Consider the following 13,721-nt stretch of genomic DNA (forward strand, 5'->3'; position numbering starts at 1 on the left):
TATCGAAAAAGGCAGCGCTACGGTGGTGTTTCGAAACTCATACGTATCGAAACACGGGGCCTTCGTGGAACAACAGCTTGGCCACCCGAGACGGTGGCAGATCCTGGGAGTGCTGGTCTTCAGCCTCCTGGCGGTCGTGCTCGACAACACCATCCTCAACGTCGCGCTGAAGACGATCGCCGATCCGGGGGAAGGCCTGGGAGCCAGCCAGAGCCAGCTGGAATGGGCGATCAACTCGTACACGCTCGTCTTCGCGGGCCTGCTGTTCACCTTCGGGGTGATCGGCGACCGTACCGGCCGCAGGCGCATGCTCATGGTGGGCATGGTCCTGTTCGGCCTGGCCTCGCTGGCCAGCGCCTACGCCCAGGACCCCATGCAGCTGATCGTCGCCCGGGCGTTCATGGGCATCGGCGGTGCCGCGATCATGCCGGCCACGCTGGCCATCATCTCCAACGTCTTCCCCCCGCAGGAGCGCGGCAAGGCGATCGGCGTCTGGGCCGGCGGCGTGGGCCTGGCCGTGGCGATCGGGCCGATCACCGGGGGCCTGCTCATCGAGCACTTCTGGTGGGGGTCGGTCTTCCTGATCAACCTGCCGATCGTGCTGGTCAGCATGGTGCTGATCGGCCTGGTCGTGCCCGAGTCGCGTGACCCGCACCCGTCCAGGCTCGACCCGGTCGGTGTGATCCTCTCCATCGTCGGTCTGGTCGCCGTCACCTACGGCATCATCCGGGGCGGCGAGCTGGCCACGATCGCCGACGCGGAGGTGCTCGTCCCGACGATCCTCGGCGTCGTCGTGCTCGGCGTCTTCGTCTGGTACGAGCACCGCATCGACCATCCGGCCTTCGACGTCCGCTACTTCCGCGATCCACGCTTCGCCACCGCGGTCGGCATGGTCGGCATCGTGTTCTTCGCGATGATGGGCGCGATGTTCTTCCTGGTCTTCTACCTGCAGATCGTGCTGGGCTTCAGCGCGCTGCAGGCGGGCGCCCTGATGATCCCCTTCGCCGCCGCTCAGCTGATCTTCGCCCCGCTCAGCCAGCAGATGGCCGCGCGCTTCGGTGGCAGGCTGACCGCCACCGTCAGCATGGTCATCGTGGCCGGCGCGCTGGCCGCCTACTCGCTGATGGACCAGCACACCCCGATCCTCGTACTGGAGATCGTGTTCTTCGTCCAGGGTGCGGCGATGGCCAACATCATGCCCCCGGCGACGACCGCGATCATGGAGGCGCTCCCCAGGGAGAAGGCGGGCGTCGGGTCGGCCATGAGCAACACCGTCCGCCAGGTGGCCGGCGCGCTCGGGGTCGCGCTCCTCGGCTCGCTGCTCTCGGCCACCTACCGCGACCAGATCGCCCCCGCGCTGACCGGCCTGCCCGAGGGGCTCAGGCACGTCGCCGGGGAGTCGCTGACCGGAACGCTCGGCGTGGCCCAGGGCCTCGGTGAGCGGGGTGCGGCGCTGATCGAACCGGCGAAGCTCGCCTTCGTCGAGGGCATGCACATCACCGCCCTCGTCTCCGCGGCCATCGCGCTGGTGGGAGCCCTGGTGGTGCTCAGGTGGCTGCCCGGCAGGTTCTCCGGGACCTCCGCCCCGCGGGGCGTCGATCGCGAGACGGAACCGGCAGTAGTGTAGGTGTGCGATGACGACCACCGACGAGACCCAGATGGCCGAGACCCGGGCAGCCCAGGCTCAGACGACCCGCCCCGCGGGCCGTCCCCGCAGCGCCAGGGCGGAGAAGGCCATCATCGAGGCGACCCTGGATCTGGTCGGGGAGAGCAGCGGCCTCTCCGAACTGTCGATCGAGGGCATCGCCGCTCGCGCGGGGGTCGGCAAGACCACCATCTACCGGCGCTGGTCCAGCAAGGAGGACCTGCTCGTTGACGCGCTGGCGACCCTCAAGAGGCCGTTTCCCGCGCCGGGGGGCGTCTCGGTCCGTGAGGATCTGATCACCTACATACGGGTCTTCCAGCAGGACGCGTGCGACGCGCGCAACCGCTGCGTGATGAACATCGCGATGAACGAGACCGAGCGGCATCCGCGCCTGGTGGAACGCATCCGTCAGGCGACCATCGAGCCGCGCAGGGCGGCGATGGCCGCCCTGCTGCGGCGCGGCATCGCCACCGGCGAGCTCCGGGCCGACCTCGACGTTCGTATCGCGATGGCGACGGTGGTCGGCACCGTCATGTGGTACATCCGCACCGAGGGCCCGGAAGAGAACGGCGAGCTCCCCCCCGACCTGGCCGAACGGATCGTCGACCAGCTCCTCGCCGGCCTCGCCCCCCGCTGAGCCGCGCCTAACCGGGCAGCCGGGCGACCCGGTTCCGCCGGGCCGCTTCCGGGCGGGTCCGTAGCGTCGCGAGCGGGACCCGGAGCCGGCGGGACGCGCGTCCCGGATCCGTTCACCTGATGCGGCGGGTCGAGTCACGGGCGACTCCAGCGGCTCGGCTCTCTCCTGCGGCGCTCTCGGAGACGTCCCGGATTCCGCGGACGGCCCCGGGCTCCTTTCCCGGGCCTTCGCCGTGGCGGGAATCCGCAGGGCAGGCCTAGGCAAAACATGAACATCGTTCTACTCTCGCGGTCATGCGTTCCCTGCGCGGGGTCGCGACCGCCGTCGCGCTGACCCTCGGCCTATTGCTGCCCGCCTCCGCCGCCTTCGCCCACGAAGAGCGCCCCGTGACCTTCCCCGACGGGTCGGGCAGCGTCCCGGTGCGCCGTACCGGGGAACCCGACCTGCTGGTCTGCAAGAACGACCGCGCCGACTTCGGCAGGCGGATCGCGAGCTTCCCGCCCGATCTCAAGAAGCGCAACCTGGAGCTGTTCGAGCGCTGCCAGGAGAAGGGGTACCGCCACCTGCAGGAGGCGGTGGACCGGGTCGACCGGCCCGAGACGACCATCGCGATCCTGCCCGGCGTCTACCTGGAGGAGCCCAGTCAGCCGGGACCCACCGGCGCCTGCGCCAACCTGAAAGCCCGCTGGTCATCGTGGGGCTATCAGATCCTCTCCTACGAGCAGCAGAAGCAGTGCCCGCACAACCAGAACCTGGTCGCCATCCTCGGGATCGAGAACCTGCAGATCGAGGGCACCGGAGCGGAACCGACGGATGTGATCATCGACGCGCAGTACAAGAAGCTGAACGCGATCCGGGCCGACACCTCCAACGGGATCTATTTCCGCAACTTCACCGCTCAGCGGACCACGTTCAACTCGATCTACATCCTGGCCACCGACGGCTTCGTCATCGACACGATGCTCACCCGCTGGAACGACGAGTACGGCTTCCTGACCTTCGCCAGCGACCACGGCCTCTACACCGACTGTGAGTCGCACGGCAACGGCGACTCGGGCATCTATCCGGGGAGCGCCTCTGACATCAACGACGGCCGTGGCCACGATGTGCCGCGCTACTCCATCGAGATCCGGCGCTGCAAGAGCCACCAGAACATGGTGGGCTACTCCGGTACGGCGGGCGACTCGGTCTACGTCCACGACAACGAGTTCTACGACAACATGGGCGGCGCCTCGATGGACAGCGCGTTCGCCGGGCATCCGGGCCTGCCGCAGAACCACGCGCGGTTCGAGCGCAACCGGATCCACGACAACAACCAGGACTACTACCGCCACGTCGCCGACGGCACCTGCGCCAAACCCACGGCCGAACGCGGCTACGAGCGAGGTGTCGTCTGCCCGCAGATCGGCATGCCCCGGGGCACCGGGATCGTCACGGCGGGCGGCAACTGGAACGTCTTCCGCGACAACTGGATCTGGGGTCACGAGTCGGCCGCGTTCGACCTACTCGCGGTGCCCGCCTTCATCCGGGGCGAGGACTCCTGGGACAAGCAGTTCGACACCTCCCACCACAACCTCTACGAGGGCAACCACCTCGGGGTGACGCCCGAGGGGGCCGACCGCCCCAACGGGGCCGGCGTCTCCTGGGACGGCCAGGGAACGGGCAACTGCTGGCAGCGCGGCACCGGCCCCTCCACCCCGTGGGCCCTGCCCGCCTGCGGCTCGGCCGGGCCGTCCAGGATCCTTGGAGAGCCGGTCAAGCTGGCCAAGAGCTACCTGTGCAACGACTACAGCATCGGCGAGAGGCGACTGCCGGCCGGATGCGAGTGGTATGGCTCGACCGGCCTGGCCAGGGTCGAGGTCCAGCTGGCCCTCGCCACCTCCCTCGTCCTCGGCCTGATCGCGATCCTGCTCCAGCTCCGCAGGCTCCGCTCGCGCGCGGGTCTCGCCGTCACGTTCGCCGGTCTCGCGGGTCTGACCCTGGACGTCTTCGGCGCAGCCCACACCTACACCCCGCTGCCCGCCGCCGCCCTGGCGCTGATGGGCGTGTGGTGGATCGGGGCCGGATGGCTGTGGCGCGGGAGGGGAGGACTCGCCGGGGGACCGGCGGGCGGTCAGGCGTTCGGCTGGTTCACGGTCGTGCTCGGCGCCCTCGCCCTGGCCGACGCGTTCGACAAGGTGGTCATGATGATCCCGCTGCTGCCGCTCGGTCCCGGCTGGATCCGGGGCCTGCTCGCCGGCGTCTGGACCCTCTGGGCGATCGTCCTGCTCGCCCCGAAGCCGCGCCGTACGGCCGCCGCCGCGCGCGTCGGGGAAGTGCCCGCGTGAGACGGTCATGGTTCCCAGGGGCCCCGGAAACAGGGCGAACGCGGTTCCCGAAGGGACGGCGGATGCTGTGCGTCGTGGGTGCCTGCCTGCTGCTGGCCGCCTGTAACGTCTCCACCGGCCACCACAACCCCGGCACCGACCACAGCGTGGCCACCGCACCCCCCGCCTACGACAGCTACGGTGCCCCCAAGGGGCCGACGGTCGAGATCGCGATCACCGGCCGGAAGGTGGTGCCGCCTCCCGGACGCGTCGAGGTCGCCAGGGGACAGGCGGTCCGCCTGGTCGTCACCTCCGATGTCGCCGACGAGATCCACATCCACGGCTTCGACCTCACCTGCCGCCTGGAACCCGGCCGGCCCGTCACCGTCGACGTCCTCGCCGACCGCACCGGGCTGTTCGAGGTCGAGACCCACGACTCCGGGCTCGTCCTGACCCAGCTCGCCGTCCGGTGACCGGTCCCCTGTACGGCGTGGATCCTCTGTACGGCCTGACCGGTCCTCTGAACGGCGTGACCGGTTCCCAGGGGGTGACCGGCCTGCTCGCCCACGGCCTGGGCAGCCGGCACGACCTGCCGATCCCGCTGTTCTACGCCTTCGCCGGGGCGTTCGCGGCGCTGTTCGCGTCGTTCCTGGGACTGGCCCTGCTCTGGGCGGACTCGCGGTTCCGGGGCGGTGCGGCGGGGCGGCCGGTGAGGCTCCCCGAGGGCCCGCGGATCCGGTGGGCCCTGCGGGTCCTCGGGCTGGCCGGGGCCGCCTTCACCGGGGCGTGGATGCTCCTCGGGCCCGACGACCCGGACCGGAACCCGGCGGCCCACCTGGTCTACGTGGTCCTCTGGGTGGGCCTGGTCCCGGCGTCGTTGCTGGCCGGCCCGGTCTGGCGGCTCGTCAACCCGCTGCGTACCATCCACCTGCTGCTCGGCGGCCGGGACAAGGGGCCGGCCCCGTTCGGCTACCGGCCGGCCGCGTTCGGCCTGGCCGCCTTCGCCTGGATGGAGCTGGTCTCACCGGCCCCCGCCTCGACGACCACGCTGCTGGCCTTCTTCATCCTGTACGGCGCCGTACAGTTGGCCGGTGCCTTCCGGTACGGGACGCGGTGGTTCGACCGGGCCGACGCCTTCGAGGTCTACTCCGCCCTGATCGGCCGCCTGTCCCCGCTGGGCCGCAGAGACGACGGCAGGCTCGTGCTGCGCAACCCCTTCGACGGGCTCGACGCCCTCCCCCCGGCCCCGGGGCTGGTCGCCGTGGTGTGCGTGCTGCTCGGCACGACCGGATACGACGGGTTCTCCACCTCCCCGTGGTGGGTGGACGCCCTGCAGACCGGGCCACTGGGCCGTACCGCCACCGGAACCCTGGGCCTGCTGGTCGCGATCGGCCTTGTGGCGATCCTCTACCTGGCCTGCACCGCCGCCGCCGGAGTGATCAGCCGTGGTCACGGCATGGCCCCGCGGTTCGTCCACTCGCTGGTCCCCGTCGCGGTCGGCTACCTGATCGCCCACTACTTCTCGCTCCTCGTCATCGAGGGCCAGCGGGCGGTCATCCTCTCCCTGGGGCTGGACCGGACCGTGGACCAGGAGGCGGTGAGCGCCGGCGTGATCGCCTCCGTCCAGGTGCTGGCCATCGTGACCGGCCACGTGCTCGGCGTGGTCGCGGCCCACGACCGCTCCGTACGGCTCTTCCCGCCGGAGAAGGCGGTCGCCGGGCAGATCCCGCTGCTGGTCCTGATGGTCTGCTACACCGTCGGCGGGCTCACCCTTCTCTTCGCGGCATGATGGGGCCGTGGGATCCTCCGTACGCAGAAATCCGGTCCAGCAGCGCAGCGTGGAGCGGGTGAACCAGATGCTCGACGCGGCGGCGGCCCTGCTCGACGAAGGCGGCTACGACGCGCTGAGCACCCGGGCGGTGGCGGCCCGCGCCGAGGTGCCGATCGGCTCGATCTACCGCTTCTTCCGCGACAAGCGCGGCCTGGCCGACGCCTTGGCCCAGCGCAACCTGGAGCGTTTCCTCGCCCGGATCGAGCGGCGGCTGGCGGGAGTGGCGCACTGGCCGGACATGGCCGACCTGATCGTGGACGAATACGTCGAGATGAAACGCACCGTCCCGGGCTTCGCGGTCGTCGACTTCAGCGGGAACCGGGCGGTGGCCGAATCGCTCGCCGATCACCTGGCCCGGCGGATCGCCCCGGCCGGCCCGGACCACCGCCCGGTGGACACGGCCGGTCTGCACCGCCCCCTGCTCGTCGCGGTCGAGGCCGCCGACGCGCTCCTCAAACTCGCCTTCCGCGAGTCTCCCGACGGCGACCCCGGCTACATCGCCGAGACCAAGCAGCTCCTCCGCGCCTATCTGGAACGCGTTCTCTCGCGCTGACCGGGAAACCCGGCGGTCATCGGCGCCGACCGGCCGGTAGCCGAGGATGACGGCCGTGGAAACCACAACCGCTCACCTCCCCGGCCGGACCGTCAGGCGATCGTCTCGCGCCAGTGGTTGGTGATGGGGAGGCGGCGGTCGCGGCCGAAGTTCTTGGGGGTGATCTTGGGGCCCGGGGGATACTGGCGGCGCTTGTACTCGGACAGGTCGACCAGGCGGATCACCCGGGCGACCAGCGCGGGGTCGTGTCCGGCGGCGATCAGCTCGGCCGAGCCCATGTCCTTCTCGACGTAGTCGCCCAGCAACCGGTCCAGGACCTCGTACTCGGGAAGGGAGTCGGTGTCGCGCTGGTCGGGGCGGAGTTCCGCGCTGGGCTCCTTCTCGATCGAGTTCTCCGGGATCGGCGGCACCGCGAAGGGGTGCAGGAACTCGCCCGAGCGGCCCGCCTGGGCGTTGCGCCAGCGCGACAGCTCCCAGACCATGGTCTTGAGCACGTCCTTGATGGGCGCGAAACCGCCCGCGGAGTCGCCGTAGAGGGTGGAGTAGCCGGTGGCCAGTTCGCTCTTGTTGCCGGTGGTGAGGACGAGGTGGCCGTGCTGGTTGGACAGGCTCATCAGGAGCATGCCGCGCACCCGGGCCTGGAGGTTCTCCGCGGCCAGGCCGGAGAGCTCGATCTCCTTCTCGAAGCCGCTGACGATGTCGGCGATCGGCACGGTGCCGGCGTTGATCCCCTGCCGGTCGACCAGCTCCTGGGCGTCGCTCAGCGAGTGGTCGGAGGAGTAGCGGGAGGGCATCAGCACCGCGTGCACCCGGTCGGGGCCGAGGGCGTCGGAGGCGATCGTGGCGGTCAACGCCGAGTCGATGCCGCCGGACAGGCCCAGGATGACCGACCCGAAGCCGTTCTTGGCGACGTAGTCGCGGACCGCGAGGACCAGCGCCGAGTAGATCTCGGCGGTGTCGTCGAGCTGCTCGGCGATCGTGGGGGGCTCCGGCTCGTACGGCTCCAGGGGGCGGGGCGACAGCTCCAGCCGCTGCACCGTGATCACGCTGTTGTCCCCGGCGTCCACCTGGAACCCCCCGAGTCCTTCGTACCCGGCCTCGGGCAGCTCCAGGTCCGTGACCAGCAGTTCCTCGGAGAAGCGCGCCGCACGCGCGATGAGCTCGCCGGAGGCGGAGACGATGAGCGAGTCACCGTCGAAGACCAGCTCGTCCTGGCCGCCGACCTGGTTGACGTAGGCGAGGGTGCAACCGGCCTCGCGGGCGCGCCTGGCCACCAGCGCCAGCCGTACGTCGTCCTTCTCCTTCTCGTACGGCGAGGCGTTCGGCACCACCAGCAGCCCGGCTCCGGCCTCGGCCGCCACGGCGACGGGGCCGCCCTCCTGCCAGAGGTCCTCGCAGACCGCGATCGCCACGTCGACGCCGTGCAGCCGGAAGATCGGCAGCCGGTCGCCGCGGACGAAGTAGCGGTACTCGTCGAAGACGCCGTAGTTGGGCAGGTGGTGCTTGGCGGTCTTGACGACCACCCGGCCCCGGTGGAGCAGCGCCGCCGCGTCGAGCGGGGCGCCCTTGGGCTGGCCGACGCGCGGGGCGAGATTCGCGCGGTCCACGTAGCCGACGACGACCGGGATCTCGCCGAGTCCCGCCTCGTCCAGTCGTCGCGCGGCCTTCTCGATCGCGGAGATCGACGCCTCCACGAACGAGGTGCGCAGTACCAGGTCCTCGACGGGATAGCCGGTCAGGAACATCTCGGTGAAGACGACCAGGTGCGCGCCGCGGTCCGCGGCGCGCCGGGTCCACTCGATGAGCCTGTCGGTGTTGGCGGCCAGGTCGCCGACGGCGGGATTGCTCTGGGCCAGGGCGATACGGAGTTGAGCCACGTGCCCATCCTATTGGGACGTACCACGGGATCACCGTTCAGGTGATCCCTCCGGGCGCGTTTTACCCATACCTCCTGCTATATCAGGATGAAAGGTGCGATCCAGGTCCGGCGGCCGCTCGGGAAGCCGGTGAGGTGCGACGAGAACGGCACGTTCCGGGCTCTGTCGGCCGGTTGCCCGTCGGCGTCCGATGTCGTCCGACGGGCAACGCGCGGGTCATCAAGATCGTAAAGTAACCCGCCGCAGCGTCACCATGAACATCATCACTGTCAGTCGAGGACCCCGACCAGTCCGAGGTTCCTCGCCCCCGGGGGCTCGGCCATCCGCTGGAGCTCCTTGCCCGCGCGGGAGAGGATCACGATCGTGTTGGCGGTCGTGCCTTTGACGCGGACCGCCAGGCGGCCGTCGCGCAGGTAACGCGCGCCGAGCAGCCGCCCCTTGACCGGGATGGCGATCTTCGCCCCGGTCTTGGTGTCGTAGATCGACGGGGAGAACGACAGCGGCCAGGAACCGTCACCGCCCGGGGCGTTCGGGCCGATGGCGTTGACCACCACCCTGCGGCTGTCGGGCGACAGGCTCTCCACATGGTTGGCGAGCTTGATGCCGGGGTTGCGGTTGGAGACACGCCGCCTGGTGTCCAGGAGGTAGACGCCGTTGACGTCGCCCGCGTATCCGGCGAGGGTCCTGCCGTCGGCCGACCAGGTCAGGTGACAGGGGCCGAGGGTCTTGCCGGCATTGGACGAGCCCTTGCCGTCGGCGCCGACCACGGCCACGGTGGTGGCCGTGGCCGTGCCCCGCACCGGGTAGGCGATCCGCCTGCCGTCGACGGTCCAGGCGGGGGTCAGGCAGGGGCCGCCGTAGGCGGCGTTCTTGGCGATCACCCTGTCCCCGGCGGCCGACTTGACGTGTAGCCTGCTCTTGTCGTCGATCCAGGCGACCTTGCCGCCGTCGGGCGCGACCGCGAACTGACCGGCGAAGGCCCCGTCCCCGGCGGTCAGGCGGCTCCAGCCTCCCCGGTGGGTCAGCGCCTCGACCCCGCTGCCGGCGTAGCGGAAGTAGACGGCGCCCGCTACGGGAGCCGTCCGGGGTGAGGCGGTCCGGGGGGAGGCCACCGCGGGGGTGGCGGTGGCAGACACGGCGAGTGCGGCGCCGGCGGCCAGTGCCCAGTACTTCAAGGAGATCTCCTCGGGTCAATTCCTTAACGGAGTTAGAGTCCCGAAAGGGGCAGAAGGTTTACCGGTGGTCGGCCGCGATCGGCAGCACGGCCTCCACGACCGTGCCGCCGCCAGGGGCCGCCCCGATCACGCAGGTCCCGCCCAGCTCGGCGGCGCGCTCGCGCATGGAGAGCAGCCCGACTCCCGAGCGGGGTCCGGCGGGCAGCCCGTGCCCGTCGTCCTGGACACGCACCACCAGCGACTCCCCGCGCCGCAGCGAGATGACCGCGGAGCTGGCCCTCGCGTGCTTGCGGACGTTGGTGAGCCCCTCCTGCGCGATGCGATAGGCGGCCACCTCGGCCGCCGCGGGCAGGTCCGACAGGTTGCCCTCGGTCTCCACGGCGACCCTCGGGGTGCCCTCCTGGGCGAGGGCCAGCACGGCCCCCGCCAGGCCCAGCTCGTCGAGGGTGGGCGGTCGCAGGCCGTAGACCAGTTCCCTGATCTCCTCGCCGACCGCGTCCATGCCGCCGCGCAGCTCCGCCAGGAGCCGGTCGGCGGAGTCGGGGGCGGTGCGCAGGCTGATCCTGGCCATGTTGATCGCCATCGCCATGTCGGTCAGCGCGTGGCCGAGCCCGTCGTGCAGGTCCCTGCGCAGGCGGCGGCGTTCCTCCTCACGGGCGCTGAGGATGCGCTCCCGGGAGTGCTGCAGGTCGGCGGTCATCCGCACCGCGTGCACCACGTCGGCGACGTACGGCGTGGCCACCGCGACCAGGCGGTCGTTGTGCGCCGCGGCGAACCTGCGGGGGCCGGGGGAGCCCAGCAGCAGCAGCCCGACCGGCTCGCCGTGCCAGACCAGCGGCACGCCGCGTGGCGCCGGGCCCAGCAGGCCGACCTGTACCTGCCTGGTGCCGGGCTCGTACACCTCGACCGCGACCCCGGTGACGCTCAGCCCGTCCTTGACCACCGCGGCGACGGCGGCGAGCGCGTTGGTCGGCTCGGTCTCGCGGACCTCCCTGGCCAGGCGCGCGGCGAACGCCCGCGGGTCGCCGTGCGTGCCGTACATGAGCCGGTCCACCAGGCCCCTGAGCCGGTGCCGGAGCGGGTGGAAGATCACTCCGGCGAGCAGGGCCGCGATCAGACCGCCGATCCGGTCATATCCCGACAGGGCCAGTCCGGCGACCGCGCCGACCGCGTAGATGACGCTGATCGCGGCGATCAGCCCGGCGGCGACGAAGGCGCGGCTGATCACGGTGTCGATGCCGTAGAGCCGGTAGCGCAGCACCGAGAAGGCGATGGCCACGGGGACCAGCCCGGCCCAGACCGCGGCGGCTATCCACCAGCCGGGTCCGGCGAGCAGGAAGGCGACGTGGATGGCGAACGCGAACAGCGGCCAGGCGATCTGGCGGCGCAGCACGGAATCGGCCCGCCGGAAACGCAGCACCAGGGAGGCCAGCGCCAGGACCACGAGGGCAGAGAACAGGAAAAAGGTCACCTGGCGTGCCGCCAGGTTGTAGGGAGCCAGGACATCCACTGTGAGCGGGTTGGGGATGATCCGCGGCCAGGGGTAGAGCGCCGGGTTCGGTGCCGGACGGGTGAGGTTGAGCAGTGTGTCCGTCACCAACACGACCATGGTGGCCACCGCCACCGGCCGCCAGCGCCGTGAGGACAGCCGGCCGTCGGGGAAGTAGAGCGGGAGCAGGACCGCCAGCATGAACGCACCTGCCCGTCCCACGATCATGAACCAGCGGAGGTAGCCGGCGCCGGCCAGGTCGCCCGCCGCCGCGAGGGCGAACATCGCCAACCAGAAGAAGAAGGTGGCAGCGCATATCAGGCCGCCCACGCACATCAGCCATGCCGTGGCCGGACGCGAGCGATGGGCCAGCAGGAAGGCGCCCACCACGGGGAACATCAGCCCCGTTGTCAACTGGAACACGATGGACGGCTCAGGCTGCCAGTCGGGCGGCAGGCCGAGGTAGATCACGACCCCGCCCACGATGAGTCCCACGGAGAAGGCGGCCATCGCCACGGCGGCGAGCCGCCGTGGCGAGTGCAGCAGAGCGCGCGAGAGCGGCACGGCGGGCTCGATGGGGAGGCCCGCGGGCACCGTGAGCGCGTCGACGGCCCGTCTGGGCACGCCGCCGACGCCGTCGAGCACCCGGCCGTGCTCCCGTGCCCGCAGGTGCATCGCTATCTGCCCACGTCGCCGGGGTTGACCAGTCCGGACTCGTACGCGGTGACGACGAGCTGGGCCCGGTCGAACAGCCCGAGGTGGTCCAGCAGCTTGACCACCGACTGGGAGACCGACCGCTCGGAGACCGCGAGGGTCGCCGCGATCTGCCGGTTGGTCAGCCCCCTGGCGACCAGCTTCATCAAATCGAGGTCCGCGTCCCCGAGACCGGCCAGGCCGGGTGGCGCGGACGGGTTGGTGCGCCCGGCGAAGGCCGCGATCAGGCGGGTGGTGACGGCGGGATCGATCAACGCGTCCCCCGCCTGCGCGGCCCGTATCGCGGTGATGAGCTGCTCGGGCGCCGACGTCTTGAGGACGAACCCGCTCACCCCCGCGCGCAGCGCCGCGTAGAGGTTGTCGTCCGTGCCGAAGGTGGTCATCATGACGACCTTCGGCGGTGCCTCATCGGCCAGAATCCGTCGCGCGGCGGTCAGCCCGTCCAGCCTGGGCATCTGGATGTCCATCAGCACCAGGTCCGGAGCGGTCTCCCGGACCACGGCGATCGCCTGCTCGCCGTTCTCCGCCTCCCCGACGAGCTCGAAGCCGGGCTCGCTGTCCAGCACCACGCGCAGGCCGGTGCGGACCAGTGCCTGGTCGTCCACCACCACGATGCGCAGCCCGGGCAGTGCCCGCGCCCGCTCCTCGGTGGCCGTCGGGCGCGGTGCCGCCGGTTCCGCCGTGCGCGCGGCGACCGGCTCCGCGGGCGGGTCGAGGTGAACGGCCTGGGCCAGCATGTCGGACTCCAGGCGCTGCAGGGCGGCGCCGAGGTCGAGGCCGAGCTCGTCGCGGAGCATCCCCCTGGCCCGTCGGAGCGCTCCCAACGCGTCCCCCTGCCTGCCGTTGCGGTACAGGGCCAGTGCGAGCAGCCGCCAGGCCTCCTCCCGCAGCGGGTGCGCCGAGGCGTGCGCCTCCAGGTCGGCGACCAGGGCGCCGGAGTGACCGAGGAGGAGTCCCGCGTCGGCGCGGCGTTCGACCGCGATCAGCCGCAGCTCCTCCAACCGGCCCGCCTCGGTCACCGCCCACGGCAGGTCGGAGAACTCGGCCAGGGCCGGGCCCCGCCAGAGCGCGAGGGCGGTCTCCAGGCGAGACCACACCTCGGCGGGTTCACCACCGGCCTTGACCGCGTTCTCGAACATCCAGGAGTCCACCTGGTCTGCTGAGGCGCGCAGCGCGTAGCCCGGCGGGGCGGAGACCAGTACCTCGGCCTCCTCCCGCGGCGCGCGGCCTGGTTCCAGGGCGCGCCGCAGCCGCGACACGTATCCCTGGATGGTCGACAGGGCCTGGGTCGGAGGCTCACCCGGCCACAGCTCGTCGATCAGCATGGTCACCGGGACGGCGCGGCCACCGGCTACGAGGAGCCGGGCCAGCACCGCCATCTGGCGCTGGCCGCCGAGATCGAGCAGCGTGCCGTCGTGGCGCGCCTGGAACGGTCCGAGAGCACGAAATGTCAGCATTGCAGGCGCAAGGTTAGAGCTACCTGGACCAACGTCA

At 71.2% G+C, this 13,721-nt stretch carries 10 protein-coding genes; 6 read left to right on the forward strand and 4 right to left on the reverse strand.

Features of this window, described 5'->3' with window-relative positions; translation table 11 throughout:
* The first annotated feature begins 64 nt into the window (after positions 1-64).
* The 6 genes from ACQP0P_RS15300 (at position 65) to ACQP0P_RS15325 (ending at position 6,972) form a co-directional block, all read left to right on the forward strand.
* Positions 65-1,627: an MFS transporter gene (locus tag ACQP0P_RS15300; protein ID WP_433376659.1), complete on the forward strand. Its 1,563-nt coding sequence runs from the start codon at positions 65-67 to the stop codon at positions 1,625-1,627.
* 7 nt (positions 1,628-1,634) lie between these two features.
* Positions 1,635-2,282: a TetR/AcrR family transcriptional regulator gene (locus ACQP0P_RS15305; protein ID WP_433376662.1), complete on the forward strand. Its 648-nt coding sequence runs from the start codon at positions 1,635-1,637 to the stop codon at positions 2,280-2,282.
* A gap of 293 nt (positions 2,283-2,575) precedes the next feature.
* The gene (locus ACQP0P_RS15310) at positions 2,576-4,609 is read left to right on the forward strand and encodes a right-handed parallel beta-helix repeat-containing protein (RefSeq protein ID WP_433376665.1); all 2,034 of its coding nucleotides are present in this window, start codon (positions 2,576-2,578) and stop codon (positions 4,607-4,609) included.
* A 62-nt stretch (positions 4,610-4,671) separates the two neighbouring features.
* On the forward strand, positions 4,672-5,061 hold the full coding sequence (locus ACQP0P_RS15315) for a hypothetical protein (RefSeq protein ID WP_433376668.1): 390 nt from the start codon (positions 4,672-4,674) through the stop codon (positions 5,059-5,061).
* Between the two features lie 17 nt (positions 5,062-5,078).
* Positions 5,079-6,377 carry a hypothetical protein gene (locus ACQP0P_RS15320; protein WP_433376671.1) on the forward strand — a complete coding sequence of 433 codons (1,299 nt, stop codon included), beginning with the start codon at positions 5,079-5,081 and terminating at the stop codon, positions 6,375-6,377.
* Between the two features lie 7 nt (positions 6,378-6,384).
* Entirely contained in the window at positions 6,385-6,972 is a 588-nt protein-coding gene (locus tag ACQP0P_RS15325) for a TetR/AcrR family transcriptional regulator (protein WP_433376674.1), read from the forward strand.
* Positions 6,973-7,064: 92 nt separating this feature from the next.
* Here the strand turns inward: ACQP0P_RS15325 and ACQP0P_RS15330 are convergent, their stop codons facing one another.
* The 4 genes from ACQP0P_RS15330 to ACQP0P_RS15345 form a co-directional block, all read right to left on the reverse strand.
* On the reverse strand, positions 7,065-8,849 hold the full coding sequence (locus tag ACQP0P_RS15330) for an NAD+ synthase (RefSeq protein WP_433376677.1): 1,785 nt from the start codon (positions 8,847-8,849) through the stop codon (positions 7,065-7,067).
* A gap of 269 nt (positions 8,850-9,118) precedes the next feature.
* On the reverse strand, positions 9,119-10,024 hold the full coding sequence (locus tag ACQP0P_RS15335; protein ID WP_433376680.1) for a TolB family protein: 906 nt from the start codon (positions 10,022-10,024) through the stop codon (positions 9,119-9,121).
* A gap of 58 nt (positions 10,025-10,082) precedes the next feature.
* Entirely contained in the window at positions 10,083-12,188 is a 2,106-nt protein-coding gene (locus tag ACQP0P_RS15340; protein ID WP_433376683.1) for a histidine kinase, read from the reverse strand.
* 2 nt (positions 12,189-12,190) lie between these two features.
* Positions 12,191-13,684 carry a BTAD domain-containing putative transcriptional regulator gene (locus ACQP0P_RS15345; protein ID WP_433376685.1) on the reverse strand — a complete coding sequence of 498 codons (1,494 nt, stop codon included), beginning with the start codon at positions 13,682-13,684 and terminating at the stop codon, positions 12,191-12,193.
* Between the last annotated feature and the right edge of the window lie 37 nt (positions 13,685-13,721).

This window comes from Streptosporangium sp. CA-115845, from assembly GCF_050943795.1.
Classification (GTDB): Bacteria; Actinomycetota; Actinomycetes; order Streptosporangiales; family Streptosporangiaceae; genus Streptosporangium.